This is a genomic window from Marisediminitalea sp., assembly GCF_984433645.1.
Genome location: NZ_CFIDRX010000041.1, coordinates 1 through 26,842, shown reverse-complemented (window position 1 = coordinate 26,842; position 26,842 = coordinate 1). Strand labels below are relative to the sequence as shown.

The window sequence follows — 26,842 nt, the reverse complement described above, 5'->3', positions numbered from 1 at the left end:
GCACCTGAGGCTGTGAAAGCCATTTTAGGGTGTGAAAGTAACGGAGATAGCTGGCTCGACAGAGCAAAACAAGGGCTCACTGCCGGGTCGCCCATTACGATGCATCTGGTATGGGAACAGTGTAAGCGTGGGGCCGAACTCTCGCTTGAAGCCTGTTTTCAGATGGAACTTATTATGTCGTGTCGTTGTGGCGAATCAGGTGAGTTTGCTGAAGGTGTCAGAGCGTTACTTATCGACAAGGACAAGCAACCTCGTTGGTTGTTCAACAGTGTCGATGATGTACCCGCAGATGTTGTTGCGACACATTTTACCAGTCCCTGGACGGTAAATCCGTTGGCAGGTATAGGAGAATAATAATGAAAAACATCGCATTTATTGGTTTGGGCAACATGGGGGGGCCGATGGCGGCTAACCTCGTTAGAAATGGTGAATCCGTTGTTGTGTTTGACCTGGTAGCTGACGCTGTCAAACAGTTGGAAGACAAAGGCGCAATGGCTGCGGCCAGTCCGCAGGAAGCCGTTAAAAATGCTGATGTGGTGGTTACCATGTTACCCGCAGCTCAACACGTAAAATCCCTCTATCTGGGCGAACAAGGCATTATTGCCCATGCTAAAACCGGCGCGCTGTTTATCGATTGCAGCACCATCGATGCACAAAGTGCAAAAGAAGTTGGAGCCGGTGCAATCAATGCAGGATACGCCTTTATCGACGCGCCGGTATCGGGTGGTGTTGCAGGGGCTGCTGCAGGCACATTGACGTTTATTATGGGCGGTGACGATGCGGCGGTGTCTCGTGCGAAACCGGTCCTCAAGCATATGGGCGCGAACCTGTTTCATGCCGGTGAGTTAGGCGCAGGACAAATCGCCAAACTGTGTAACAACATGCTGTTGTCGGTTTTGATGACGGGGACGTCTGAGGCGCTTCAACTGGCCATTGCGAATGGGCTCGACCCCAAGGTCATGTCAGATATTATGCTACAAAGCTCGGGCTGCAACTGGACACTGCAAAAATACAATCCATGCCCTGATGTAATGGACAATGTGCCATCGAGCAATCAATACCAGGGGGGGTTTATGGTAAAACTGATGAACAAAGATCTGAGCCTGGCAATGGAGGCGGCTCAACAGGTTGGCGCATCGACCCCCATGGCTGCAGCGGCACAGGCGTTGTATCGTATGCATCAGTTAAAAGGCAATGCAGACCGCGACTTTTCAAGTATTTTTGAGTTACTTGGCAACGCCTAACGGCTGTTGATTTACCTGCTCGTAGCACTAGATGGCCAGGGCAAAAGCTGTGTATTAGTAACACTCTTGGTATGTTTGATTGTTAATAAAACGGGACGCAAATGATGCGTCCCGTTTTGCTATAAAACTCTGCAATACAGCGTTAGAGCTTGAATCGGGTCAGGTGTTTAATAGCCCGGCTGAGCAAGTCTACGTTCAGCGCTTCGTCGCTGCGCATATCACTGCTGATCTGGGTAATATCGTAACTACCGTTGCTCAATACTTCGATACGCTGGTCGCCGTAAATTACAATTATTTTTTCACCCGATGTACTGACCAGCCAGTCGCGCTTGGGTTCCAGTAAGTTCTGTCCGGTTGAGTAAAAGGTAACATCCGCACCACAGCCAAGCGCATTAAGCAGGGTAGGCGTGAGATCCTCATTACTGGCCAGTTTCGCCGTAACCGGCAGATTGGTATACAAGCTACCCCGTGACGTGCCATAACCCGAGGCAACTAAAACCAGACCTTTTGTCACGTCCTGACTATTCATCAATGATGAAATGGTCTCGCCAGTAGCAAACACGATGTTAAGTGACTTGTCGCTGCTAAGCGTGTCAGAGAAAGCAATGGCTGGAAAGTCATACTCATTAACTGGCATGTCTTCAACATACACCTGAGATGAAACGTTATAAGCCTTGGCTAAAGCCAACAGAATAGGTGACTCGTTTACCAGACTTTGCTGGTAAAGTTCCGGGACGCCGTATAAGGTGCTGCTGATTAAGCCATCCGGCGAGCTGGCCGGCGTAAAAAACTGGGTAATTTCACGTAAATCCGCTTTTTTCACTGCTGAATGTAAATCGGATTGATCGGTTTGAACCAGCAACCACGCGGTCTGTGTTTCATCGATGGCACAGTAAACCGGCGCTGCAGGGTAGTTAATGGTGTGAATATCCGGTTCAAACTGCAGTTGTTTTCGTTGCTGATAACGTTCTATATCCAGCAAGCCGTAACGCGACATGGTGGTTTTCGCGGTGGCCGGATAAGACAGTGGGAACATATTATCCTGCTTAATAATAGGCTGATAAAGCTGCGCATCTGCCCAAACATGGATTGCATGGCCAGACACAAAACACACTACAAAAAAGCTTACTGCAGGACGGCCAATGCGATAGGTCATTAACCTGTCTATACGCTTCCATACTGCATTTGCCAGCACCAGTTGAAACCCAAGCCAAATCACAAATAGCAACAGCAAATACAGCCATTGTTGCCAGTTCACACTGTGCATCTGATTGGCGGCTTCCGATTTAAGCAGGTGCGCGGCACTGTGGCTTAAATGAAAACCGGTTCGGTTAAAAAGCAATGCATCAAAGGCCAGTACTGCCAGACCCAGCGCCGACAGCACAGAGGCTATCGTTTTAATGGTGCGTTGTGATACATCCAGATAACACAATGGCAGGATGAATATCACAAAGCCAAAAAAGGTAAGGAAACCAATATGACCAAACCAGTTGGCAAATAAATAAAAGGTACCGAGTCCGGTGCCAGGTGCCGGTGAGGACACAACATAAACAGAGGCAATGATAATGGCGATAACGATATTCGCTAACGCAAACCAGTGCCCCCAGTTAACCAGCTTGGTTACACGTTGACGACGTGGAGATTCCGCTAAAATCATGGTAGCTTATGCAGTTCCCTGTACACTTTTAGACAGTACTTTGGTGAATTGTTCAACCATGGCTTGCCGTTGTTGTGGCGGCACTTGTTGTTCAAAAATATGAGTAATAACGTTACCCAGTACCATTAAAGAAAGATCGCGACCCGCGCCTTCTTTTTCGAGTACCATAATAATTTCGTTCATCAGACGCTCGAAGTCGGCATCGCTGTATCGGCTTTGTTGGGGCACTTTACGCCTCTTGTCATTAATTCGCTTGAAAAAGCATAGTTTTGGCAATAAAGCGATTATAATCGTTGTGCATCTGATAACAATCATTCATTCAAAAAACTGCATCTTTAATCAACGAATTGGACATCAGTAATACATGAGCATATTGATACATCATTTTGTCGTACACCAATTGGTCGTTAACAACGACGGCAAAATGCAGCTGATCCCACGTGAAGGTTGCCTGCCAGTTACACCGGCGCTGGAACAACTTGGTCACCAGTTACATCACACGTTTGTTAGCAAGCCGGGTAAAGGCGTCGGACATTTTGCCGAAAGTGCTGAGGAGAATACCTTTGTTACCTCGCTCGAAGGCTATCAGGATGCCCATGCTGATAGTCCGGCAGACAGCGACAGTGCTTATCTGACCTTTACTAAGGAAACCAGTAATTTACTGGTGCAGTCGTTGGTTGATACCGGGCAGGTCGAAACCGGTTTTGTGCTGTTTGTACACTACGAATACCTGGCTACCCAGTATTTGCTGGTCACGCTGTTAAATACCAAGGCCCATGTTGAAGTCAGTCAGAATCTGGATTTGTCGAGTCGGGAACATTTGGATTTAGCAAAAATGCAGTTGGCAGTGCGTATTGATTTAACGCAGTACCGCATTGAGCCACAACAGCAACGTTACATTAGCTTCATCAAAGGCCGGATGGGACGCAAAGTCGCCGATTTCTTTATGCAGTTTGTTGGCTGTGAAGAAAAAGTTGATGTTAAACAACAAAACAAACAGCTGATTCAGTCTGTGGAAACCTACCTGGCATCTGAAAATCTCGACCCGGAAGAAAAAACCACACACCGGGAACAGGTTACCAGCTATTTTAAAGAGCAGTTAGACAGTGGCGACTCTATCAGAGTGAGTGACTTAGCAGACAGATTACCTGCCGATGAGGGCAGTGAACGAAATTTCGCGGCTTTCACTGCGACGCTTGAAACGCCGTTGGAACCGGAAATTCAACCTGACCCTGCCGCACTGCGGCAGCTCAACAAATTTACCGGTCAGGGCGGTGGTGTGTCAGTCAGCTTCGAACGAAAGTTACTGGGAGAGCGGGTTATCTATAACCCGGACACAGATACACTCACTATCAAAGGGATTCCGCCCAACCTGAAAGATCAGTTAAAGCGAAATCTGTAGGAATAGCAGGCCATACCAGCGAAAACTGGTTATAATGGCTGCATTAATTACCCGGCGACGAATAGCTGGGAACCTGATAAGTAAGAATTAACCTAACGAGACGTAATGCAATTATTTGTTAATGACTTAACCGTAATGGATTTTTCTTACCTTTGCCCGGAACGCGGCATGGTAGGAGAAAGCTGGATCGTGGATGTGCTGCTCGACGGCACGCTGAATGAAGAGAGCATGGTTCAGGATTTCGGTATCGTAAAGAAAAACCTGAAACGACTGATAGACAGTTATGTCGATCACAAGCTCCTAGTGCCTGCAGAATGCCAGGCGACCTCGATTCGTCACGACGACGATACCGACTATGTGGAAGTCAATTTTGCGCTGGCTGAGCAAAAAGCCATTCAGATGTATTGTCCGGCTGACGCCTATGCGTTTATTTATGCGCCAACGATTACCATGGAGTCAGTCAGTGAGTATTTGCGGGAAGTGATTGCGACGCATTTACCGGACAACGTGGACAATCTGACGATTCTGTTGCGAACAGAAGTGATTAACACGCCGTTTTATCACTATACCCACGGTTTGAAAAAGCACGATGGTAACTGCCAGCGCATAGCGCACGGCCATCGCTCAAAAGTAGATATCATTACCGACGGTGAAATTGACCTCGATAGTCAGGCCTACTGGGCAGACCGCTGGTGCGATATTTACATCGCATCAGAAGAAGACCGCATTTCGGCCGACCAGTTAAAGCTACAACAGAAACTCCCCAGCTATCAGGCCCATGTTTGCTTTGCATATGAAGCTACACAAGGCTATTTTGAAATCGTCCTTCCTGAGTCTCAGTGTGAGGTGATCACAACGGACTCTACCGTCGAATGCCTGGCGCAGTTTATTTACCAGCAACAAAAACAACGTAAGCCTGACACACATTGCTGTGTTCTGGCCTACGAAGGCGTAGGGAAAGGTGCCAGAGTCAGTGACTAGGCGTCTGATTTGGTTACTCGCCGGTTGGCTGTTAACACTTACGGTGCAGGCACAGACTCTGGTGTTAACCGGTGCTGAAACGCAAGGCAGCCTTATGCGAGGCAAATTGCCTCCGGGCAGTCAGGTGTGGCTGAATGATCAACCGATTGGCACATTGTCAGACGGTTCGTTTGTTTTCGGCTTCGGGCGTGATGCTGCATTGACGCATACACTGCGCTGGACATTGCCCTCTGGTGAACAACAGAGTCATGAGATTAGTTTAAGTGCACGTGAATACCCAACACAGCGAATCGAGGGCGTGCCACAGGCGATGGTGACCCCGCCGAAAAGTGTGTTAGAGCGCATAAAAAACGATAACTGGATGGTTGCCAAAGCGCGAAAGACCAATTCAGACCTGCGAGATTTTACCGTTGATTTTATCTGGCCGGCCGAAGGGCCAATCACCGGCGTCTATGGTAGTCAGCGGGTCTTCAATGGTGTGCCTAAACGGCCTCATTTCGGCGTAGATGTGGGGGCACCAACCGGTACTGACGTAGTTGCTCCGGCTGGCGGTACCATCACGCTGGCGCATGCCGATTTATATTACTCGGGTGGCACGATTATTATTGACCACGGATTGGGCGTAAATTCAACGTTCCTGCATTTAAGCCAGCTCAATGTCTCCGTAGGAGACAGAGTGGAGCAGGGGCAGAAGATTGGTGAAATTGGCGCAACAGGGCGCGCTACCGGGCCGCATCTGGATTGGCGAATCAATTGGTTTAGCGAGCGGTTAGATCCAGCGTTGTTAGTACCAGCCCGTTAAACACGCGTTTACCCATACCAACACATATCATACTGTCACAAATCATATAATCAGGCTGCATTACGCAGCCTGTTTTATTCTGTAGCTATACAAAGCGCTACTTTGCGCCCAGCCCCAGCCAGTTTGCAAATGCGTCGTCGTTGTTGATCGTCAGTGCCATGTGTTGTTTTGGCGCTTCCAGCAATGGCATCGTCAAATTAAGTACTCTGCCATCGCGCACAATGTTCAGGCTAAAAGCATCTTCACGTTCACTGGCCAGCATGCGGTCGAGCAGTTTTGTATTAACAACATAGCCATCTACTGCAATGAGCCTGTCATTGACGTGTAAACCAGCCTGACAGGCCGCAGAACCCTCTTGCACGGTCAGAATACTCAGTCCTAACTCTGCGCCTTTCACGGTGGCGCCAAACGCATAGCGGGCTGTTGATTTGGCAGGGACTTCACCGCCTTTGTCATCTACCGATTGCTGTGGGCTGTCGCTGACTGACACGCCAATATCTGTGAGCAATGCCGCGAGGTCTACATCTTCGGTACCGTAGACAACACGCTGCAGATAGTCGCTGACATCGATGTTAAATTCCGACAAACACAATGAGGCAATCACATCGGCGGGCGTGCCTTTGTTGTGGCCATATTGTTGCCACAGGGCCTGCATGAGTTTATCGAGATTTGCAGTGCCTTCACTGCGTTTGCGCAGCAGCAAATCCAGACCCAGTGCAACCAAACCACCTTTGTTGTAGTAGCTAACGATGTTGTTGATAGCACTGGCGTCCTGTTTGTAAAACTTGGTCCAGGCGTAAAAGCTGGACTCCGCAATGCTCTGTTTGAACCTACCGGTGTTGCGCATCAGCCGGGTAAGGTTTTGCCCAACAATTTTTAAATAATGCTGAGGAGGGATCACACCGACTCTGGCCAATGTGACATCGTCGTAAAAACTGGTGATACCTTCGTATATCCAAAGCTGGTCGGTATACACTTCCTGACTCAGATCAGCGTTAATCAGCACATCTGGCTGTATACTCTTAACGTGCCAGGTGTGAAACAGTTCATGACTGCACAAACTGATGAAATTAACGTAACCGTCGTTCAACTGAGCCGGCTCACCGGCTAAAGGCAATTCAAAGCGCGGGTAAAGCAGAGCCGTAGAACTGCGATGCTCTAAACCACCGTAACCCTGATCCGCAATCAACGTCATAAATATATAACGCTTAACCGGAGCGGGTTTGCCGAACAAGGTTAAATGATGATCACATACCTTTGTGAGGTCAGCGCACATTCTATTTGTGTCGTAGCGCGTTTTACCGCTGAACAGTAAAACGAACTCCACGCCTTGCACCGAAAATGTCTCGCTGGTGCATTCACCCATGAAAATCGGGTGGTCAATCAGTTCATCATAATCTGTGCACAGATAGGTACCATCAGTTTTTGATTGCATGGCCGTTTCAACAACCCAGTCGGGCTGTGATTCGGGCACGGTAATCGACACTGAGCAAGGCAGAGACTCTGCGCCCGTTACTTTTAAAAAGACGCTGGTACCGTTACAAAATGCGTATTCGTCGTTTATAAAAGCACTTCGTACGGACAGGTCAAAAGCGTATACGCGGTAGGTCAGTTTAAAGGCATCACCCGCGGCTTCAACCTGCCAGGTTTGTTTGTCTGTAGGCGTTACGTCGATAGCGTCGTTATTACTGTTAACCGCCTCAATGGACACAATGTTACGGGCAAAGTCACGCACCATATAACTGCCCGGGATCCAGGCCGGCAAGGTCACTTCCACATGTGTTTGCTGTAACGCAGGGACCGACATGGTAACCAGGAATACGTGTTGACTAATGGAGTCGATACTTAACGTGTATTCGATGCCGGTAGAATGCAGAGCCATGTATATATTTCTCCTGGCTGGTTGAATCGTTACACAATTCTGAAACCAGCGTATTGGTAAGGGTTTGTTAAAAGCACAAAATATGATTATATAGCGTTATTAGAAGTGATTTTAGTGTTAATCATGGCAAAACAACCAAATAGACAATTAAGCAGTGCGGATCTGGACAGTTTACTGTCGTTGCGACCGGGCAGTGTGGTTGATTTGCAGATTACGACGCCTACGGCACCAAAGCGGGTTAAGACCCAGTTTGTCGGAATCGATTTACCTACGTGTTTAATTTTCCAGGTGCCCAGTGAAACCAAATGGGGCTATCTACGCGACATTCTGATACCAGAAAATGAAGTCGTGGTGCGTTATGTACTGGAAGGAGAGCAGGGAAAAGTCATTGCGTTCAGAGCCGAGGTAATGAAAGTCATTACGCATCCTTCGCCGTTACTGTTTGTGGATTTTCCCGCCAGCTTACAAAGTCTTGCATTGCGCAAGCACAAACGATGGACGCCGGGCATTCAAGCGCAACTCAGCGTGTCTGATGCAGAACAGCAGATTTCAATTCAAAGTATGATCCTTGATGTATCTCAGCAAGGCTGTCGGTGCGTCTGCGACGCCACACCAGATTTTCCCCGACTGGACAACGGTAAAGCCGTTAACCTGATGATTGCGAATGAAAAAGAACTTGTTTGTAAGGGCGTGGTTAAAAATAGCAGCTTAACCCAGTCAAAGTGTTTTTACGGGATCCAGTTTTCATCTGAAGCAGAAATTGTTAAAAAATTGTTGGATCGTTTCATCGTCGAGATTTAGGATAGAGTGGCAGGGTAGCGTCGTTGAAGGTAAACGCAGTGCCCCGTATGAATAACAACAGCCATTCCGGGGACGATATGCGTGATATAGAACGATTATTCAATGAATATGCTGAAAGCCATCAAAACCACACCAATAAACTCATACATCAATTGGCGGTACCGTTAATCTACTTTTCCGTTATCGGGTTAGTCTGGGCCATTCCGGTCCCCGACTGGATAGCACAGTACGACATAAACTTCGCGCACCTGCTCGTACTGCCAGTGTTGTACTATTATTTTCTGCTGTCCGGACCGATTGGTGCAGCTATGACGCTGCTCACCATAGCCTGCTTTTTGGTGATTGAACAAATTGCACTCAGCGCGCTACCTGTCTGGCAGGTGAGTGTGGCTGTGTTTGTTGTAATGTGGGTTTTGCAATTCATTGGTCATGCCATTGAAGGAAAGCGCCCGTCTTTCTTAACGGATCTGAAGTTTTTGCTGATTGGCCCGGCCTGGGTGTGGGGCGGTTGGTTAAAACGTCTGAATATTGGTTATTAACAATGCCGCACGTGGCGGGTTATGCCCGCCACTGTATAGTGCGACTTCAGAACAATAGCCTTCACGGCAATATTGTGCGATAAAGCCTTCTCCATACACGATTAAACCCGTCTTTGATTTACTTATTCCACGTATAATGCATGTTGATGAATTTTAAAAATGGTACCTTAGTGCTGAAGTGGCAGCGTTTATTCGAAAACAACGAACGTCTTTTCTGGGTGTTACACACCGTGGGATGGGCCGGTTTCGCTGTAGTCTATTACATTGGTTCGTTCTTGCATGAAGTGCGGCCCATTTTCCTGTTTATCATCATCCTTAATTCCTACGCCGGATGGATACTGACTATACCGCTGCGTTACATCTTCAGATGGGCCCGCAAACAAACGGTTGGTCGGTTATTATTCACGGTACTGGTGTCAACGTATCTGGTGGCGCTGGTGTGGGCTGTCGTCAAGAACGTGAATTACTGGGAAATCTACAAGCACGGTTTCCGCCCGGAAGCCTGGTACATGTACTTCAGCAACACCATTGACAGCATGATTATGATTGGTTGCTGGGCAGGCTTGTATTTCGGGATTAAAAACTTTGAAATGCTACAACGCGAGAAGCAAAACGCGTTGAAAGCCAGTACCATGGCACACCAGGCGCATCTTAAGATGCTGCGATATCAGTTAAACCCGCATTTTTTGTTCAACACGCTCAATGCCATTTCCACGCTTATTTTGATGAAAGAAAACGATACCGCTGAAGCAATGGTATCAAGATTGAGTGATTTTTTGCGTTACTCGCTGGACAACGACCCCATTAAAAAAGTACCTTTAGGTCAGGAAATCAAAGCGTTACGTTTATATTTAGAAATTGAAAAGGTACGGTTTGGCGAGCGCCTAGAGGTAACCTGGGATATCGAGGATGACTGTGAAGACGCCATGGTCCCCAGTATGATCTTGCAACCCATCGTTGAAAACGCCATTAAACACGCGATTTCCAAACTGCAGGAAGGCGGGCGTTTATCGATTGTTGCCAGCCGATTTGGTAACGATTTGTTGCTGGATGTTGCGGATAACGGTCCTGGCGCCGATATTAGTGATGGTCAGCTAAGTCGAGTGGGCGGCGTAGGGTTACCTAACATAAAAGAGCGCTTGCATGCGCTGTATAATCGGAACTTTGCGTTTACCGTAGAACATAATCAGCCCCAAGGTGTGCGCGTGAGTCTGCGCATGCCCTATGATGTGAAGGACGTTTAATAATGAGTCAGCAAAAAATTACCACGCTTATCGTAGATGACGAGCCGCTCGCACGCAGTGGCCTGCGATTAAGGCTGGAAAAATATGATGATGTGCAGGTTGTGGCTGAGTGTCAGAATGGTTTGGATGCGGTGAGTATGATTTCTCAGCACCGCCCGGATCTGGTTTTCCTCGATATACAAATGCCAGGTCTGAATGGTTTTCAGGTCATCAACAAGTTAAAAGAACTAAAGCAACCCATTCCAATGATCGTGTTTGTTACGGCTTACGACAGCTACGCAATTAAAGCGTTTGATGTGCATGCGCTGGACTATCTGCTCAAGCCTGCCGACGACAAACGATTAAAAGACGCTTTAGACAAAGTGCGAGAGTATTATTCTACCCAACACCACGATGAACAATCGCGCAAGCTGGTCAATTTAGTGGCCGAATTAACCGGTGACGACTGTGAAGAAATATTGCGTAAGTTAGCCAGCGGTGAACCAGTCGAAACGAATCCGTATCCTGATGTACTGGCGATTAAAGACGGCTCTGAAGTTACTCGCGTTAACGTATCAGATATTCAGTGGATCGACGCGGCGGGTGACTACATGTGTGTACATGCGCTGGATGGCATGCACATTATGCGTAAAACCATGAAGGAGCTGGAGCAAGAGCTTAATCCACAGTTGTTTGTTCGCGTGCACCGCTCCGCGATTGCCAACATCCGGTTTGTGAAGAAACTCGTTAGTCACATAAGCGGCGAGTATCATCTGATTCTGCACAATGACACAGAGCTGAAGGTCAGCCGTAGCCATCGCGACAAAGTCAAAGCGGCAATGAAAATGTAGTGTTAATCTACTGCAGAACCAAAAACAGCGCTTGAATAGCGCTGTTTTTGTTGGGGAATCCAGGGCCTGCTGAAAGCGATATTCATAACTGTATTGTTAAAAATAAGTAAAAAACAATAATAAAAAGTAAATTTTGGCACGATAAACATAATCGAGAGGTGGTCCTTCAATAAGTAGAGTACCCATACTTAAAACAAGAAGGATACATGATGTCTCGCATCTCACTTGCACTACTCAGCGGCGCCATTGCCGCAATGACACCGTCTGCTTTTGCTCAGGAACCATTACCTATAGCAGAAGGCGAAAGCAAATTTTTAGGTAATATCCACGCACCCACCCAACTTGACGGCTTTTTACAACACTGGAATCAGGTTACGCCAGAGAATGCGGGAAAGTGGGGCAGTGTAGAACGCGAGCGCGACGTAATGTCCTGGGATGCCCTGGACGCTGCCTATCAGTTTGCTAAAGACAATAATTTGCCCTTTAAAATGCACGTACTGGTGTGGGGCAATCAACAACCGACCTGGATAGAAACACTGTCAAGTGCTGAACAGGAAGTGGAAGTTATCGAGTGGTTTGAGGCGGTAGCGAACCGGTATCCCGACATTGATACCATTGAAGTGGTTAACGAACCCATTAATGATCCACCGTTTGGTGACGGCAACGGTAATTATGCCCAGGCGCTGGGTGGCGACGGCGACACGGGCTGGGATTGGATTGTGCGTTCTTTTGAGCTTGCGCGAAGTTATTTTCCCAATAGTGAGCTGATCCTCAACGAATACGGCTTACTGAACAGTACCGACAGAGCAACTGAGTACGCGGGTATCGTTACATTGCTTCAGGCACAGAACCTGATAGATGGTGTGGGTATTCAGGCACATGCCTTTTCGACCCGGGGAAGCGCACAGGAAATTGCGGGTAATTTGCAAATCATCGCCGACACCGGCGTGCCAGTGTACATCACCGAGCTCGATATTGATGGCCCAACCGATGAAGAGCAGTTGGCCGATTATCAGAAAATCTTTCCTGTGCTGTGGGAACACGACGCGGTGAGAGGGATCACGTTGTGGGGCTGGCGGCCTGGTATGTGGCGGGATGAGCAGGATGCGGAGCTTGTCGATGAAAATGGTGAGGCTCGGCCTGCATTGGACTGGCTTCGTGGGTATGTAGGGAATTCTGCGCCATTTATTGCCTCATCTCAGGCGTTTACCGTGTCAGAAAGCGCGTCATCTGGCACCTTGGTTGGTACGTTACAAGTAACGGATGCTGACGGTAATGAACTGACTTTCTCTGTATCGCCATCAACTTCTCCCTTTGAAATTTCGTCAACAGGAGACATTAGTGTCTCTGCCAATAATGTGCTGGACTATGAATCAGTCACCCAATACGAATTGACGATAACCGGCTACGATGGTTATCAGTATGGTGAAGCCGCAAGTGTAACCATTACTGTGGAAGATGCAGATGAGGCGCCGGTGTTTACTGCCACTAGCTTTAGTGTGGCAGAGGACGTAGCGGCGGGTTCAGTAGTCGCTGAGCTTCAGGCTGTAGATCCCGAAGGGCAGGATGTAACCTTTAGTCTCGCTGAAGCCTCAACGGTATTTGAGTTAAACAGTGACACCGGTGAGATATCACTGCTAGACGGCGTAACACTGGATTATGAAACTGCCACTTCACACAGTCTCGAAATAACAGCATCAGATGGCGAGAAGACTCAAACAGAGACAGTAGTGATTTCTGTTACTGATGTGAATGACACCACGCCTGCGCCAACACCAACGCCTACGACACCTGGCAAAAGTGGCGGTGGTGGTAGCATAGGTTGGAGCTTGTTGGGCCTGTTGGCGTTGCTTATCTCAAGAAAAACAGCTCGGCAAGCCGAAGGCAAGGTGACTTAAACAAATAAACAACCCTGAAATATTAGATTTTATGGCCAGTGGTGGCGCTCGTTGAGCATGGTGAGCATACAATGGGTAAGCGTATTGCCCAGTGACTTTTTATGTTGCCAGGTTTCTTCGAGCGCAACTTCAACCACGTCGCCTTGTGCAGTCGCAACCATTATCCCATTTTTACCCCGCTCGATACTGCGCACGGCTTGAACGCCAAGTGTGGTTGCCAGAATACGATCCTGACTCACCGGCGAGCCTCCGCGTTGTACGTGCCCCAGAATAACCGGCCTGACTTCACCGTCGGTGCGGGTTTCCAATGCTTCCGCCAGGGCATTTATGCCAGATGGCCACAGGTTCTCAGTCAGCACGATAATGTAACTTTCGTGCCCATATCGCTGGCGATGAATGGCTACCTGTTGCTGAATATCGTTCAGTACCGATTCCGGGTCGGTGAATAACTCAGGCAGTATCACGTAATTGGCTGCCCCGGCGAGTGCTGCACTAGCGCCCAGAAAACCAGCATGACGCCCCATTACTTCAACCAGGAATATACGCTCAAAAGCATCCGCGGTGTCCCGTACTTTGTCTATTGAAGATACCGCAGTATCGATAGCGGTGTAATAGCCAATAGTGGCATCGCAACCATAAATATCATTATCAATGGTGCCCGGCAGACCAATAACTTGTCCGCTCCAGAATTTTCCAAGATGTACTGCACCACGAAACGACCCATCGCCCCCGATGACGATAAGTGCATCAATCGCCAGCTCATCCAGGTTATTGGCAGCAAGTTGGCCTGAGGTTTCCTGCTTGAACGTTTTGCAGCGTGCACTGCGTAAAATGGTGCCGCCACGCTGAATAATATTGTGAACTTTTTTACTATCCAGCTTACGCCAGTTTTGTTCGAGGAGGCCGTTGTAACCATGCTCGAAGCCAATAATGGTATGCCCGGCACCTTCACAGGCAACAACAATGGCGCGGATACATGCGTTCATGCCCGGAGCATCGCCCCCAGAGGTCAATACCGCGATACGTTTACTGGTCATAGTGCGTCCTTAACAATTTGATACAAAGCCACATTGTGCAGATACGGAATCATTGTTCCGTTTGCTGGTCGTATGCGTATAGTATATGACACATTATCGTGTCAGGAATATTGAGCTAAGCCAAGTGTTTAACTTATTAACAGGACGTCAACGTGAAAAAACTGATACTGCTTTTTGGGTTCCTGCTGCTGGCGGGTTGTTCCACCAAGTTTACCTACAACAATCTGGACTGGTTGATTCACTGGTATGTAGATGATTATGTTGAATTAAGTGACAGACAGGAAAATCTCTTCGATGAGCACTTTGCCAACTGGTTAAACTGGCATCGCAGCGAAGAGTTGGCTAAATACGTGAAGCACCTGAAATCGCTGAAAGCCGACGTTGAAAACGAGCGCCTGACGGCGGAGAGTATTTCAGATCACCTGTGGAAAAGTCGCGAACACTGGGAGCGACTCAGGGATCATGTTAGCCCGGAATTGGCGCAACTGGCTGCCCAATTAACCGATGAACAGGTTGAATCCTTGTTTAAAGAACTGTCAGAAGAAAATGACGAAATCGCTGAAAAGCTGGCTGAGGCAGAAGGTAAATCGGAAGACGAAGTCACTGAGTCCCGTGTCGAAGACATTGAAGATGGGATCAGCGATTACGTTGGGCGTTTAAGCAAACAGCAAAAGGCCATTATCAGGCAATATGCGCCGGATTTTCATGGTACGCGAGCATTGTGGCTGGCATACCGGAAAGATTTTCAGTTAGCCGCCCGTAAACTTATAGATAAACGTGAAAATAATCCTGAATTTGAAACAGAATTTGTGGCCTTGCTGACGCACCCTGATGACTTTCGCAGCACAGATTATCAGCAGTTGCGCCTACAAAATACCCAGTTGTACGGCCGAATGCTGGAACAATTGTTTTATACCCTGTCTGATAAGCAAAAAAACAAGCTAATCAATAAGATTGACGATATGATTGAGGACTTTGAGTACTTGATGAGTAACGACTAGGTGGAAACATCCCATCGGCCAGTGCTGGGTTTTACGCTGGCTCTTATCACTGCCGTGTTGTGGGGCATATTACCGTTATTTTTGATGATCTGTTTACAGGTTATGGACAGCCCCACAATCACACTTTACCGCTTTTTTGCAGCCGCGCTTGTCGTTGGCTTATGGCTGGCGTCGCGTGGCGGTTTACCCAAGGTGTCGCGTTATCCCAAAGCCGTATTACAACTGGCGGTGGGCTCGACAGTCATGCTGGTTGTGAACTACGTCTTTAATGTCATGGGGTTGAAGTACCTGAGCCCGGGCAGTGTTCAGGTGCTTATGCAAATTGCTCCTTTTGCTTTGATGATGGGCGGCATATGGATTTATCGTGAGCAATTCAGTCGATTACAGGGCGGGGGAGCCGTCTGTTTACTGATTGGTTTAACCCTGTTTTTTAACCAGCGTCTCCCACAAATACTCGCATCCGAGAGCGAAGACGTACTCGGCATAGTGTTCATTGTTATTGCTGCCGTTACCTGGGCGGGTTATGCCTTGTGCCAAAAAGCCATTATGAAAACCATGACGGCCATGCAGCTAACCCTGTTTATTTATTTGTTAGGTGGCCTGATGCTACTGCCGTTCAGTGAACTAGGCAGCATTGTTGAAATGAATACCGTGCAGGGTTGGGCGCTGGCGTTTTGTTGCGCAAATACCCTGGTGGCTTATGGCGCCTTTACCGAAGCAATGCGAGTATGGTCTGCCTCCCGAGTGAGTGCGGTTATTGCAACAGCGCCGGTTTTCACGTTTATTTCCATGGCGGTGGCCGATGCACTTTACCCTCACACCTTTGAACAACCGCCACTTAGTGTCATTGCCATTCTTGGAGCGGCAATGGTTATTTGTGGGTCGATTATGGCGGCGTTAGGCCGCTCACGTAAAACGGCTTAAGGTTTGGTTTCTTGCGGTTTGGCTTTAGGTTCGCCAATGGGTTGTTCGCCCTTTTTGCAAATGGTGTCGTACTCGTCACGATAGTAGCGGAAGTTCTCACACTCGTTTTCGAAACGCTGTCTTGCGGTTAACGCCATTTGCGGGTTCTTTGGATTGCGCATGGCTTTTTCCAGAACCAGGCACTGCTGTTCCTGGGCTTTGACTTCCATAATGTTTTCACACAGATTACTTTGCGACGCACAGGCGCTTAACACGCAGGGTACAGTAACGGTCAGCGCTATCTTTAGTAGGTTTCGTGGCATTGGATATCCTTCCTTACGGCAAAAAGTGTGAAGGAACTGAACTATCGGGTGGTCACACCTAATCGAATCAATTCATCCTGTAAATTTTCAAATTTAGACTGGTGTTGCTCTCGCATTGGTGCATTGTTCACTATTTTATAAACCTGTCTGGCTTCTTTTACCAGTAGAGGGTCGAGCTTATTTGCCTGACCGAACAGTTTTACCTGACACTGCAGCAGGTTCAGTGCAATACCGGTATTCACCGGGGCAAGGCCCAATGCGGTGGTAAAGGCTTCTTTGGCATCGGCATACTTTTCTTCCTGATACAGTTGTATGCCACGGCGGTTGATGTGTGTGTATTTGTCTTCGCCGTCTTTTGCTTGTTCGCTGTATTGCGCTATGAGTTGCCGGGTACCAGAATCAAGCTCTGTTTTTTCCTCTTTTAACGTGTTCAGTACGCGGTTAACTTCCTCGAATTCACCTAAATTTAGCAGGGTTTGAATGCTCCCGGGAGCGAGCGAGGCCGGGTATTCGGTGAATCGCGATTCGATGTTGATTTGGCTGGCCATAATGGTTTTTTTAGCGTCTATGAGCTTACCATCAATAACATCGACCCGCGCGGTGACAATATCCGTAAAAATATCGATGTCAAAGGGCTCATCTAATCTGAGTATGGCGTCGTCATGGCGGGCGCGCTGCACCTGCAACAGCGCCTCTTGTTGATAGCGGTGTCGTTGCGCTTTGTTTTCTGCCGCTTCTGCGGCATCGAGCAAAAAGCCAATATGATTGCACCAGTAGCTTATGCGCTTAAATATGGTGTTCTTAGAGAGTTGCCAGGTAGCAAGTGACGACTCTACCAGCAAAGGGAAATCGCCATTTTTCAGTGCGATCTGGCTGGCGAGTTGTTGGCGGGCAAGTGAATAGGGCGAATACTTCAAAGCCAGACGCATGTTCTCCATGGCCTCTTCGGGAAAGTGAAGCGCACTTTTGGCCTGAGCAATGATATCGTGGGCGTCTGGATCATAGCGATTAAGTTCCAGGACTTTGGCGGCACACTTAATGGCTAACTGAAACTCACGCTTAGCCAGATAAGATTTCCCAAGTGCTAATTGCGCCCACTGAGAGGGCAATAACACCGTTTCGGACTGAAGCAGTGAAATAGCTTCAGCGTATTTTCGCTGTGCCCAGAACACTTCTACCTTAAGGTGAATGGATTCGCGATAGTAAACGGCGGGTACATCCATACTTTCAAGCAAGGTATGGGCGACCGAATACTGTTCATCTGACAGCGCGTTATAAACGTCGTGGAAAAACTGGTTCTTCTTCCATGCTTTGTTCAAGCGGTTTTTTATTTGTGCCTGGGAAAACGGCTTGAGTAAATAGTCGTCCGGGTTGTGCTCCAGCGAACCTAATACAACGGGTCTTGCTGCATCTGCACTGATCAACAGGAAAACCGAAGTTGGCGCGAGTAATTTACGGTGCATCAGTTCCTGATACAGTTCATAGCCGTTCTTTTTGTTCGAGCCTAAATGCAGATCACATACTACGATATCAATCTTGTGGTTACGACAGTATTTGAGCGCATGGTCGGCCTGCGTAGCCATCATGACATCTTTGGCGCCAAGGTTGGTTAATAAGCCTTTAAGCAACACCAGAAAAGGGCGCTGATCTTCCACAACGAGGATAGATACGTCCTTATAGGGTACCCCCACCAGCAGCTCCTGCAAAAGTAAAGCGAACAATAGACTAAAGAATAATGTTTATTTGCCGATTACGCTAGTAAGTCTTTAATACATAAGAATCATTTTGCAAACACAAGCTGCCAGCAAACCTTCAGAGCTAGCGCAAAGAGCGCAACGGGAGTCCAGCATTAACATTGCGCTGCATGGCAATGCAGATGCGTTTAAGCTCACACTCTCACTGTTTGATGGCGGCAGACCAGCGCTAATTAACTGGCAGCACGAGTCGCCGGTTACCGACGAGCATTTTCCACAGCGATTGAATCATTACCGGCGACCTGCAACACAATGCTCAGAAGCCGCACTTAATACCTACTTACGCTGGCAACAATCTGTGAGCAAAGCACCAAGCACGCAGGCTATCCAGTTTTGGCAGGCAATGCATCCTGATCCACTGAACTTTACCGATAACCCCAAACAATTACCGGTGGAAGTTAAAATTAACTGTGCGTACGGCACACAGTTGCAACTGCACAATGAAATACAGTCCGCTATGGTAATGGAAGCAGAGGAAGCCCCTACAATGCTTGCAGATACCATTCCAGCGTCACAGCAATTAATTCAGTAACCCAATTCATAACTGTACAATGCATGCCCGACTTGGCATGATTCCACATCCTCGAACTTGGTAAATTGTTAACGTACGCTGTGTCTTCAGTTCTATCAAAAAATGCTCAAGCCTACCCGGAATTGCTGTTGTCATCCTGGTTTTGTTCACTGACTGAATCGCAGCAGCAGTGTTTGTTGTCGGCAAGCCGACCGGTTGATCTGGTCGCTCGGGAGTATTTGTTTCATCGCGGCGATACCTTTAACGGGCTATTTGTGTTGCTAACCGGATCGCTCTGGATCAGTGGCCTGGATTCTGCCGGAAAAGAAATTGGGCTGACTGTGATTAATCCGGGCGAGTGGTTTGGTGAGATTGCTTTATTTGATGGTCAGCAACGAACCCATGACGTACTGGCCAGCGAGCCTTGCAGGCTGTTACAAATACCGGCCAACAAACTAAACAGCCTTATCGCAGCGGATTCTGAGTGGTGGCCTCGTTTTGGGCGGTTGCTTACTGCCAAAGTCAGATTACTGTTTCAAAACATAGAAGATCGCAGTCAACCCAGTGCCGCCGTTCGAGTTGCAAGAAAACTGTACGAATTTGTTCTTAGAGCGCCTGAGAGCAACACGCGTATTGACATAGAGATGGGGCAGGAGCTGTTTGGTCAACTGGTGTCTTTGTCGCGTCAAAAAACTAATCAGCAATTGAAATACCTTGAAGCTCAACAAGTCATCGCACTTGAGTACGGTAAAATTAGTATCATCTCCATATCGAAACTAAAGAGATTTGCTCAAATCTCTTAAATTCTTTGCTATTTACTTTGATTGTCACCTTGGTGACAGTTTGTTAGTACTCCAACCATTAACATGTAATGAATTTGTTAATGGTTGTGGAGTCCACATGAAGACATTAGAGCAGCACCTTATTCAATACGCCCGATACCATCGCGACAAACGCAATATTCTGACGCATTTTGCAGGTATTCCCTTAATTGTATTTGCAGTGCTCGCGCTTACCAGTTTGCCTCAATGGCAACTTAACATGCCCATAGTTGGCAATATCATGGCTACACCAGCAATGGTGATATGGGCATTGTCCAACGTGTTTTATTTGAAACTCGATCGCATGCTGGGTGTTGCTATGACCGTGTTTACCGGGTTGTTATTGCTCGCTGCCCACTATGTCGCAACGTTTGGGACGGCAGAATGGTTGTTTGTGTCTGTCGGCACGTTTGTGTTTGGTTGGCTATTGCAGTTTATAGGTCACTATTATGAAGGTAAAAAACCCGCATTTGTAGATGACCTGGTAGGGCTGGTAATTGGTCCGTTGTTTGTTATGGCCGAGTGGTGTTTTGCAATGGGTTTCAAAAAGTCACTGCAGGCCCGTATAGACAGCGAAGCTGGTATTGTTCGCATAAATGGTAAATCTAACCCGGCATAACCTTTAAACTTGTAGGGATTTTTGCTATTCTCCGCGCCGCATTTTTGCTCTGGTTTTACGTTCCAATTCGCAAAGGTTAAAACATGAATCAATTTGTTGTATGCGCGCTATACAAGTTTGTGGCGCTTGAAGATTATAAAGCTATTCGCCAACCGTTACTGGAAGCCATGGAATCAAATGGCATTAAAGGTACGTTGTTACTTGCCAGTGAAGGGATCAACGGCACGGTATCCGGCACTCAGGAAGGCATTGATGCCTTGTTAGCGTGGCTGAATAGCGATGACCGCTTTAATCCCATTTCTTTCAAACTGTCGTATCACGACAACCAGCCGTTTTACCGCACTAAAGTAAAACTCAAAAAAGAAATCGTGACCATGGGTGTTGAAGGTATCGACCCACGCAAAACGGTAGGTACCTACGTTAAGCCGAAAGACTGGAACGCGCTGATCAGCGACCCGGATGTCCTGTTAATTGATACCCGTAACGATTACGAAATCGAAATTGGTACGTTTGAACACGCGGTGAATCCCAACACCAAGACATTTCGTGAATTTCCGGAGTATGTGAAGAACAACCTGGATCCGAAAAAGAACAAGAAAGTCGCTATGTTTTGCACCGGTGGCATTCGCTGTGAAAAATCTACTGCGTATTTAAAAGAGCAAGGTTTCGAGGAAGTGTATCACCTGGAAGGCGGCATCCTGCAATATCTGGAAGATGTGCCTAAAGAAGACACGCTGTGGAAAGGTGACTGCTTTGTGTTTGATAATCGCGTAGCGGTTAATCACGATCTCGAAAAAAGTGAATACGACCAGTGTTACGCATGCCGCTTGCCAATCACAGACGAAGATAAAGCCAGTGATAAATATGAGCAGGGCGTAAGTTGTCCGCAGTGCCATGGTACGCATACGGAAGAGCAGATTGCCCGATTCCGTGAACGCGAGAAGCAAATTAATCTGGCACGTGCCCGTAACGAAGAGCATGTGGGCACAGAAGCTCGCGACGTTATGGAAGCGCGTCGTAAAGCGAAGGCTGAAGAGCAGCGTGCCAGAGCTTTGCAGGCACAAGAAAAGTAGTTAACATAGACAATGTGAGTGGGTAGGGTTACACTGCCCGCATTGGGAAAAACAGAAGGGAAAGGCAGTGTCTACTGAATTAACACCCGAAAAAGTCGCCGAAATTCAAAAAGATTTTAGCTTTTTCGATCGTGATGGAAATGGCCAAATCGATATGAAAGAGTTTATTGAATTGCTTACCGTGATTTCACCAAAAACCAAGGCCAGTCACGTGGAAGAGGGCTTTAAACTGATTGATACCAACGACGATGGCTTCATTGATTTTGAAGAATTTTTGTCTTGGTGGCAGGAGTGTTGGTGGGAGTACTAACAAGTACTCTCTACTAAACAGCCATACTTAAAACCGCAGTTAACTGCGGTTTTTTTGTATCTGCTGAAGAAAGGCGTCGACTTGCGCCGTGTAGGCTTCGTCTTTACCCAATAATACGTTGATATCTCGGTGTGACAGTTTCTTTGTTAGTATATCTACGTCGCTGCCAAATGACTCAACGCGTAGCTTAAATTGCGATGCCTGATCACAGGCCTCATCGGGTCGTTTTTCAGAGCACACCAGCAGCAATGGCGGTATTTTTCCAGCTAAGACGTGAAGGGGAGAGACAGCCTGCCAGAACGCAGGGTCTTCACCAAAGGCATGTTTGTATAGCCGGGGCGTGTCTGTGGCGCGCATAACTTTAACTACGTCGTAAACGGCTGAGTCGAGTGCGATGGAGCCTAGCCAGGGATAGGCAATTTTTGAATCCAGTTGGCCAGCGGAGGCCTGGGCGTTAACCAGCGCAACAAGATGCGCTCCTGCAGAATGGCCCATTAAAATTACCTGAGCAGGATCGCCACCCCATGAGGTGGCGTTAGCCTGTACAAATTGAATGGCTGACACAATGTCCTGTGCCTGAGTAAGCAAATCAGCAGCAGGCAGCATACGATAATTCAGCGACGTGAAAACGTAACCGTTATTGACCCAGTGCGCCACCTTGTGTTTTACAACGCCTCGATTATCTTTGTCGCCGAAGCGCCAGGCTCCACCATGGACCATAACAATAACAGGGGCGCCCTTTGCGGTAGTCGGCGCGTAGACGTCGAGTGTTTGCGCTGGGTCATTGCCATAGGCCAGGTCGTGAAATTCATTGTTCGCCAATGCGTTAGTGGCAGAGCACGCGGTAATTGTTACGCACAGCAGTTTGCAGAACTTATCCAGTAGTGGGTGCATAACAACTTCCTTAGCTTAGTTATTCTTCACTGTCATCCGTGTCGAGTAATTCCTGTGAAGGCGTCGCTTTTCGGCGCATTGGCATATCACCAATATCCTCGCCCTGCATGGCGCGTACGCGTTTAGCGGGTTTATTGCTCTTGGCTTTCGCGTTAGCTGCTTTCAACTTGCCTGAACCACTTTTGGCTTTAGGCTTGGCGACTTTAGGCTTCTTGCCGCTGAACGTCGCAGGCAGCTCTGGATGAGGTTGCGGTGCGATATCGTAGCTCAACTGCTGAGTAAGCAAGGTATAGGTTTGCCAGTCCCGTTTACCCACAAACGACACAGCAGTTCCTTTGTTTCCGGCCCGGCCCGTCCGACCGATGCGGTGAATGTATTCTTCGGGTTGTTTGGGGAGATCGTAGTTGATCACCAAACCGACTTTGGAAAGGTCCAAACCGCGGGATGCAACATCTGTAGTTACTAACACGTCGAACTGGCCACGCCCAAAATCGTTCATGGTGAGTGAACGTTTAGACTGAGCATAATCACCACGCAGGGCGCGGAACGTTCGGCCAGGAACCAGCTCTGCCATGGCAGTTGCGATACGCTCTGCGTCGTCGCGCGTGGCGGTAAATACGATTGCCTGATTGTACTCTAACTGCTGTAGCTGGTTAGCTAACATGGCGTCTTTGTGATCCGGGCCATCAGCGAAGTACAGGCTTTGAGTAATTTCAGTATGCTGGGCATTCGCGTTGCCAATGGCGACGCGAACCGGTGACTTCAACAACTTGTCGAGTAAATGATTAAGTTCGATATGGTCAAGCGTCGCTGAGAACAGCATAGTCTGGCGTTTACGGTGATCGGCGAACTGATTAATCAGAGTTAACGCTTTGGCGAACCCTAAATCCAGCATACGGTCAGCTTCATCAAATACCAGCATTTCTAAACCGTTGATGAAAAAGCTTTTGTCTTCAAGATGGTCGGCAATACGGCCGGGCGTGCCAACAATGATGTGCGGGTTACGGCGTAGCGCTTTGGTTTGGTCATTGTAATTGTCGCCGCCTACCACCAGCGTGGTCGCCAGGTTTTTCTTTTGGCACAGCCATTTGGCTTCGGAAAACACCTGTTTGGCTAATTCGCGGGTTGGCGCAAGAATAATAACGCGTGGGTCCTGTTTGCTCAGTGCTTTTTGGGTAAGCAAACGGTGCACGATGGGCACCAGAAACGCCAGTGTTTTGCCCGAACCCGTTTTCGACGAGGCCATAATGTCTTTACCCAACAGGGCAGGCAGAATAGTTTGTTCCTGCACATCAGTCAGCTCAGTAAAGCCTTTATCCTGAAGACGGGTGATAATGGTATGGTTAACGGGTAAATCGGTAATTAACAAAACAGGGCTCCGCAATAAGATCGCGCTTATTATCCCTGATTAACCCATAGAGTAAAGCGAAAGCGGGAAGAGTCGGTCATAAAGCAAAAGACAAGGGCAGCGGGACACGACGCCCGCCGCCAAATGGCCAGGAGGCCGCAAAGGGAATTAAGCGAATTGCATTTCCGGAATGTCGCCTTCGGCAACCAGTTTACCTGCTGTTTTCTCGCGAATTTCATCAACAGAAACGCCGGGGGCACGCTCGCGTAAATGGAACGCACCGTCTTTCACTTCCATAACTGCTAAGTCGGTAATAATGCGCGTAATACAGTTCACACCGGTTAACGGCAGCGTGCATTCTTGCAGCAGTTTAGAGTTACCGTGTTTGTCGGCGTGAGTCATGGTAACGATGATGTTTTTAGCACCTGCTACAAGGTCCATTGCACCACCCATGCCTTTGATAAGTTTGCCGGGAATCATCCACGAGGCAATATTACCGTTTACGTCTACTTCAAACGCACCCAGTACCGTGAAGTCAACGTGGCCGCCACGGATCATGGCGAAACTCTCGGCTGAGCTAAAGATGGACGCGCCGGTAATGGCGGTCACAGTCTCTTTACCTGCGTTGATCATGTCTGCGTCGAGCTGTTCTTCGGTAGGGTAAGGACCCATACCCAGCAATCCGTTTTCAGACTGAAGCATGACACTGATGCCGTCTGGTACATAGTTAGCGGCCAGGGTAGGAATACCAATACCCAGGTTTACGTAGTTGCCGTCCTGAAATTCCTGGGCCACACGCATTGCGATTTGATCTCTGGTTAATGCCATGACTGCCTCCTATTTAGCCGTTACGCGACGTTCGATACGTTTTTCAAACGTACCCTGAATAACGCGATCTACGTAGATGCCGGGTGTGTGAATATGCGCTGGATCCAGTGTGCCGGGTTCAACGATTTCTTCTACTTCAACCACCGTGATTTTTCCGGCAGTCGCCGCCATTGGGTTAAAGTTTTGTGCAGTATGACGGTAAACACAGTTGCCATAACGGTCTGCTTTCCAGGCTTTAACAATAGCAAAGTCACCGGTAATCGACTCTTCCAGAATATACGGACGACCGTTAAATTCTTTTACTTCTTTACCTTCACCAACCGGCGTGCCGTAACCCGTAGCGGTATAAAACGCCGGGATACCCGCGCCGCCTGCGCGCATTTTCTCGGCCAGCGTGCCTTGCGGGGTTAATTCAACTTCCAGCTCGCCATTTAACAGCTGTTGTTCAAACAAGGCATTCTCACCTACATAAGAAGAGACCATTTTTTTGATTTGCTTGTCTTCCAGCAGAATACCCAGACCAAAGCCGTCTACACCGCAGTTGTTTGATACAACGGTCAGACCTTTCGTGCCCATTTTCTTAATCTGTGCAATAAGTCCTTCCGGGATACCACACAGGCCAAAGCCTCCGGCAATCACGGTCATGTCGTCAGACAATCCCTGCATTGCTTCTTCGTAACTGGATACGACTTTATCGAAACCAGACATAGCACGCTCTCCTAAATGTTGTGAACGCAAGTAGTATCAAACAGCGTTAAAATTTTGTAAAATCGAATTTATATCAGTATTGATAAATAAAAGTTATTAATATGAGTGTGTCTTACCGAAATATGCAAGCGTTTGTGTGTGTGGCTGAGTCGGCAACGTTTGCCGAAGCTGCAGAGAAACTGTTTTTAACCCAGCCGGCGCTGTCCAGTGCCATTAAGAAGATGGAAGAGCAGTTGGGCGGCCAGTTATTCAGCCGCACAACGCGAAGGGTCCAGCTAACGCCTGAAGGTGAAACCTTGTTGCCGCAAGCCAAACGCTTATTGCATGACTGGGACGATGCCATAGATGGCGTTCAGCATTTATTCGCGATGTCGCAGGGCAGGTTAGTGGTGGCTGCAATGCCGTCGTTTGCCGAGTCTAAATTGCCGCCCATACTCATGCGGTTTCATCAGGACTATCCCAATATTCGTTTGCGAATACTGGATGTCATTATGGAAGAAACGATCGACGCGGTGTGTTCTGGTCGTGCAGATCTGGGCTTTTGTTTCGAGCCTCAGGTGATGGACAATCTGGAATTCGTTCCACTGTTTACCGATAATTTTGTAGCAGTTATGCAGGCCGACCATCCGCTGGGAACGCATAAACGTATTCGCTGGGAAGACCTGGTGAGTAAACCTTTTATTGCCCTAAATAAAGGCTCAAGTGTAAGGCAGTGGACCGAGGAAACCGCAAGTCAGTTTGGTTCATTGCAAATAGTGGCAGAAACCGGGCAGTATGGCTCGGTTGGGCAATTAATAGCACAAGGGCTGGGGATATCCGTTGTCCCTTCACTGTGCCTTGAGCAAATGTTGCGAAAAGGATTGGTTTGCCGGGAAATAGAAAACAACCCATTGGTGAAACGCGTTGGTGTTATTCGTGCGTCCAGAGGTGTTACGTCAAAAGCATCGCAAACCTTGTGGCAACAGGTTTGCGAAAAAAGTGTGATTAAAAGCGGTGCTTAAATTACCACTTCTTCTTAGGTGCAAAGAGTTCGTCGAGCTCGTCACGCTCTTGTTCTTTCTTCTTGGCGCGGTCTTGTGCGTTGACGTTTTTCAGGTTTTCCTGAATCTCTTGTAATTGCTGTTTCAGCCAGTCCAAACGGGTTTGGCAAAACTCGTCGGGTTGCACCTGGTTTTCCAGCGCCGTTACGGCCTTCTCAAAATACTGACGGGCAGAACCAAGCATATTGGTTTGCTGTGCGGCACGCCCTCTACGTATAAGCGTTTCCACGTTTACTTTTAACTGCAAGCGCTCTAGCTGCTTGTCTTGCTCCATAAAGGTATTGCCATCGATTTTACCTTTGCTTCGCTCCGAACGAATCATAATGCGCAGTTTTTTCACTGCCTGAATATACTGAATGATCATTTTGTCAGTTTCAGGCAAGGTGAACTGG

Annotated in this window: 28 protein-coding genes and 1 pseudogene; 18 read left to right on the top strand and 11 right to left on the bottom strand. The window is 48.0% G+C overall.

Annotation, left to right across the window (positions count from 1 at the left end; all coding sequences use genetic code 11):
- On the top strand, positions 1 to 354 hold a 354-nt coding region (locus AC4MRN_RS07685; RefSeq protein ID WP_491202935.1), incomplete at its 5' end, for an enoyl-CoA hydratase/isomerase family protein.
- Positions 355 to 356: 2 nt separating this feature from the next.
- A complete protein-coding gene (mmsB, locus tag AC4MRN_RS07680; protein ID WP_073321231.1) occupies positions 357 to 1,244 on the top strand; it encodes a 3-hydroxyisobutyrate dehydrogenase in 888 nt (295 codons plus the stop codon).
- A gap of 142 nt (positions 1,245 to 1,386) precedes the next feature.
- Here mmsB and AC4MRN_RS07675 read toward each other — a convergent pair whose 3' ends face one another.
- Both AC4MRN_RS07675 and AC4MRN_RS07670 read right to left on the bottom strand, forming a co-directional pair.
- The gene (locus AC4MRN_RS07675) at positions 1,387 to 2,901 is read right to left on the bottom strand and encodes a DUF3413 domain-containing protein (protein WP_491202934.1); all 1,515 of its coding nucleotides are present in this window, start codon (positions 2,899 to 2,901) and stop codon (positions 1,387 to 1,389) included.
- 6 nt (positions 2,902 to 2,907) lie between these two features.
- Positions 2,908 to 3,129, bottom strand: a complete 222-nt coding sequence (locus tag AC4MRN_RS07670; protein ID WP_073321223.1) for a YejL family protein — start codon at positions 3,127 to 3,129, stop codon at positions 2,908 to 2,910.
- Positions 3,130 to 3,265: 136 nt separating this feature from the next.
- On the opposite strand from AC4MRN_RS07670, the gene yejK reads away from it, so the two are divergent.
- The 3 genes from yejK (at position 3,266) to AC4MRN_RS07655 (ending at position 6,086) form a co-directional block, all read left to right on the top strand.
- The gene (yejK, locus tag AC4MRN_RS07665; protein WP_491202933.1) at positions 3,266 to 4,303 is read left to right on the top strand and encodes a nucleoid-associated protein YejK; all 1,038 of its coding nucleotides are present in this window, start codon (positions 3,266 to 3,268) and stop codon (positions 4,301 to 4,303) included.
- Positions 4,304 to 4,408: 105 nt separating this feature from the next.
- Positions 4,409 to 5,284: a 6-carboxytetrahydropterin synthase gene (locus AC4MRN_RS07660; protein ID WP_255054072.1), complete on the top strand. Its 876-nt coding sequence runs from the start codon at positions 4,409 to 4,411 to the stop codon at positions 5,282 to 5,284.
- A complete protein-coding gene (locus tag AC4MRN_RS07655; RefSeq protein WP_491202932.1) occupies positions 5,277 to 6,086 on the top strand; it encodes a M23 family metallopeptidase in 810 nt (269 codons plus the stop codon). The genes AC4MRN_RS07660 and AC4MRN_RS07655 overlap by 8 nt, the downstream gene beginning before the upstream one ends.
- Positions 6,087 to 6,183: 97 nt before the next feature.
- On the opposite strand, the gene AC4MRN_RS07650 is transcribed toward AC4MRN_RS07655, so the two are convergent.
- Positions 6,184 to 7,968, bottom strand: coding sequence for a M61 family metallopeptidase (locus AC4MRN_RS07650; protein ID WP_491202931.1), 1,785 nt, complete (start codon positions 7,966 to 7,968; stop codon positions 6,184 to 6,186).
- Between the two features lie 123 nt (positions 7,969 to 8,091).
- On the opposite strand from AC4MRN_RS07650, the gene AC4MRN_RS07645 reads away from it, so the two are divergent.
- The 5 genes from AC4MRN_RS07645 to AC4MRN_RS07625 all read left to right on the top strand — a co-directional run bounded on the left by AC4MRN_RS07645 (position 8,092) and on the right by AC4MRN_RS07625 (position 13,280).
- Positions 8,092 to 8,769 carry a flagellar brake domain-containing protein gene (locus AC4MRN_RS07645; protein ID WP_073322748.1) on the top strand — a complete coding sequence of 226 codons (678 nt, stop codon included), beginning with the start codon at positions 8,092 to 8,094 and terminating at the stop codon, positions 8,767 to 8,769.
- 77 nt (positions 8,770 to 8,846) lie between these two features.
- Positions 8,847 to 9,308: an Mpo1 family 2-hydroxy fatty acid dioxygenase gene (locus AC4MRN_RS07640; RefSeq protein WP_490402889.1), complete on the top strand. Its 462-nt coding sequence runs from the start codon at positions 8,847 to 8,849 to the stop codon at positions 9,306 to 9,308.
- Between the two features lie 146 nt (positions 9,309 to 9,454).
- Complete coding sequence (locus tag AC4MRN_RS07635; protein WP_373690834.1) at positions 9,455 to 10,552, top strand: sensor histidine kinase; 1,098 nt, start codon at positions 9,455 to 9,457, stop codon at positions 10,550 to 10,552.
- Between the two features lie 2 nt (positions 10,553 to 10,554).
- Positions 10,555 to 11,382 carry a LytR/AlgR family response regulator transcription factor gene (locus AC4MRN_RS07630; RefSeq protein ID WP_073321204.1) on the top strand — a complete coding sequence of 276 codons (828 nt, stop codon included), beginning with the start codon at positions 10,555 to 10,557 and terminating at the stop codon, positions 11,380 to 11,382.
- A gap of 206 nt (positions 11,383 to 11,588) precedes the next feature.
- Positions 11,589 to 13,280, top strand: coding sequence for an endo-1,4-beta-xylanase (locus AC4MRN_RS07625; protein WP_491202930.1), 1,692 nt, complete (start codon positions 11,589 to 11,591; stop codon positions 13,278 to 13,280).
- A 29-nt stretch (positions 13,281 to 13,309) separates the two neighbouring features.
- On the opposite strand, the gene AC4MRN_RS07620 is transcribed toward AC4MRN_RS07625, so the two are convergent.
- Positions 13,310 to 14,317, bottom strand: coding sequence for an ATP-dependent 6-phosphofructokinase (locus AC4MRN_RS07620; protein WP_491202929.1), 1,008 nt, complete (start codon positions 14,315 to 14,317; stop codon positions 13,310 to 13,312).
- A 152-nt stretch (positions 14,318 to 14,469) separates the two neighbouring features.
- On the opposite strand from AC4MRN_RS07620, the gene AC4MRN_RS07615 reads away from it, so the two are divergent.
- Both AC4MRN_RS07615 and AC4MRN_RS07610 read left to right on the top strand, forming a co-directional pair.
- A complete protein-coding gene (locus AC4MRN_RS07615; protein ID WP_491202928.1) occupies positions 14,470 to 15,318 on the top strand; it encodes a DUF6279 family lipoprotein in 849 nt (282 codons plus the stop codon).
- Positions 15,319 to 16,242, top strand: a complete 924-nt coding sequence (locus tag AC4MRN_RS07610) for a DMT family transporter (protein ID WP_370240101.1) — start codon at positions 15,319 to 15,321, stop codon at positions 16,240 to 16,242. It begins immediately after the preceding gene.
- Here AC4MRN_RS07610 and AC4MRN_RS07605 read toward each other — a convergent pair.
- Together AC4MRN_RS07605 and AC4MRN_RS07600 are read right to left on the bottom strand one after the other, a co-directional pair.
- Complete coding sequence (locus AC4MRN_RS07605) at positions 16,239 to 16,544, bottom strand: hypothetical protein (RefSeq protein ID WP_370240102.1); 306 nt, start codon at positions 16,542 to 16,544, stop codon at positions 16,239 to 16,241. The genes AC4MRN_RS07610 and AC4MRN_RS07605 overlap by 4 nt on opposite strands.
- Before the next feature lie 41 nt (positions 16,545 to 16,585).
- Complete coding sequence (locus tag AC4MRN_RS07600; RefSeq protein WP_491202927.1) at positions 16,586 to 18,235, bottom strand: response regulator; 1,650 nt, start codon at positions 18,233 to 18,235, stop codon at positions 16,586 to 16,588.
- A 94-nt stretch (positions 18,236 to 18,329) separates the two neighbouring features.
- Between AC4MRN_RS07600 and AC4MRN_RS07595 the strand changes: the two genes are divergently transcribed.
- The 5 genes from AC4MRN_RS07595 (at position 18,330) to AC4MRN_RS07575 (ending at position 21,632) form a co-directional block, all read left to right on the top strand.
- The gene (locus AC4MRN_RS07595; protein ID WP_491202926.1) at positions 18,330 to 18,830 is read left to right on the top strand and encodes a VC2046/SO_2500 family protein; all 501 of its coding nucleotides are present in this window, start codon (positions 18,330 to 18,332) and stop codon (positions 18,828 to 18,830) included.
- Between the two features lie 128 nt (positions 18,831 to 18,958).
- Positions 18,959 to 19,612 carry a Crp/Fnr family transcriptional regulator gene (locus AC4MRN_RS07590; protein WP_491202925.1) on the top strand — a complete coding sequence of 218 codons (654 nt, stop codon included), beginning with the start codon at positions 18,959 to 18,961 and terminating at the stop codon, positions 19,610 to 19,612.
- Positions 19,613 to 19,709: 97 nt separating this feature from the next.
- A complete protein-coding gene (locus tag AC4MRN_RS07585) occupies positions 19,710 to 20,249 on the top strand; it encodes an Mpo1 family 2-hydroxy fatty acid dioxygenase (protein ID WP_491202924.1) in 540 nt (179 codons plus the stop codon).
- A gap of 83 nt (positions 20,250 to 20,332) precedes the next feature.
- Positions 20,333 to 21,322: an oxygen-dependent tRNA uridine(34) hydroxylase TrhO gene (trhO, locus tag AC4MRN_RS07580; protein WP_491202923.1), complete on the top strand. Its 990-nt coding sequence runs from the start codon at positions 20,333 to 20,335 to the stop codon at positions 21,320 to 21,322.
- Between the two features lie 67 nt (positions 21,323 to 21,389).
- A complete protein-coding gene (locus AC4MRN_RS07575; RefSeq protein WP_073321170.1) occupies positions 21,390 to 21,632 on the top strand; it encodes an EF-hand domain-containing protein in 243 nt (80 codons plus the stop codon).
- Positions 21,633 to 21,671: 39 nt separating this feature from the next.
- Here the strand turns inward: AC4MRN_RS07575 and AC4MRN_RS07570 are convergent, their stop codons facing one another.
- The 4 genes from AC4MRN_RS07570 to AC4MRN_RS07555 form a co-directional block, all read right to left on the bottom strand.
- Complete coding sequence (locus AC4MRN_RS07570; RefSeq protein WP_491202922.1) at positions 21,672 to 22,526, bottom strand: alpha/beta hydrolase; 855 nt, start codon at positions 22,524 to 22,526, stop codon at positions 21,672 to 21,674.
- A 19-nt stretch (positions 22,527 to 22,545) separates the two neighbouring features.
- Positions 22,546 to 23,895, bottom strand: a complete 1,350-nt coding sequence (locus AC4MRN_RS07565) for a DEAD/DEAH box helicase (protein ID WP_491202921.1) — start codon at positions 23,893 to 23,895, stop codon at positions 22,546 to 22,548.
- A gap of 147 nt (positions 23,896 to 24,042) precedes the next feature.
- Positions 24,043 to 24,702, bottom strand: a complete 660-nt coding sequence (locus AC4MRN_RS07560) for a CoA transferase subunit B (RefSeq protein ID WP_370165462.1) — start codon at positions 24,700 to 24,702, stop codon at positions 24,043 to 24,045.
- A 9-nt stretch (positions 24,703 to 24,711) separates the two neighbouring features.
- On the bottom strand, positions 24,712 to 25,410 hold the full coding sequence (locus AC4MRN_RS07555; RefSeq protein WP_073321159.1) for a CoA transferase subunit A: 699 nt from the start codon (positions 25,408 to 25,410) through the stop codon (positions 24,712 to 24,714).
- Positions 25,411 to 25,511: 101 nt separating this feature from the next.
- Between AC4MRN_RS07555 and AC4MRN_RS07550 the strand changes: the two genes are divergently transcribed.
- A complete protein-coding gene (locus AC4MRN_RS07550; protein WP_491202920.1) occupies positions 25,512 to 26,411 on the top strand; it encodes a LysR family transcriptional regulator in 900 nt (299 codons plus the stop codon).
- 1 nt (position 26,412) lies between these two features.
- On the opposite strand, the pseudogene AC4MRN_RS07545 reads toward AC4MRN_RS07550, so the two are convergent.
- Positions 26,413 to 26,842 (bottom strand): annotated as a pseudogene (locus AC4MRN_RS07545) (hypothetical protein); the annotation flags it as partial.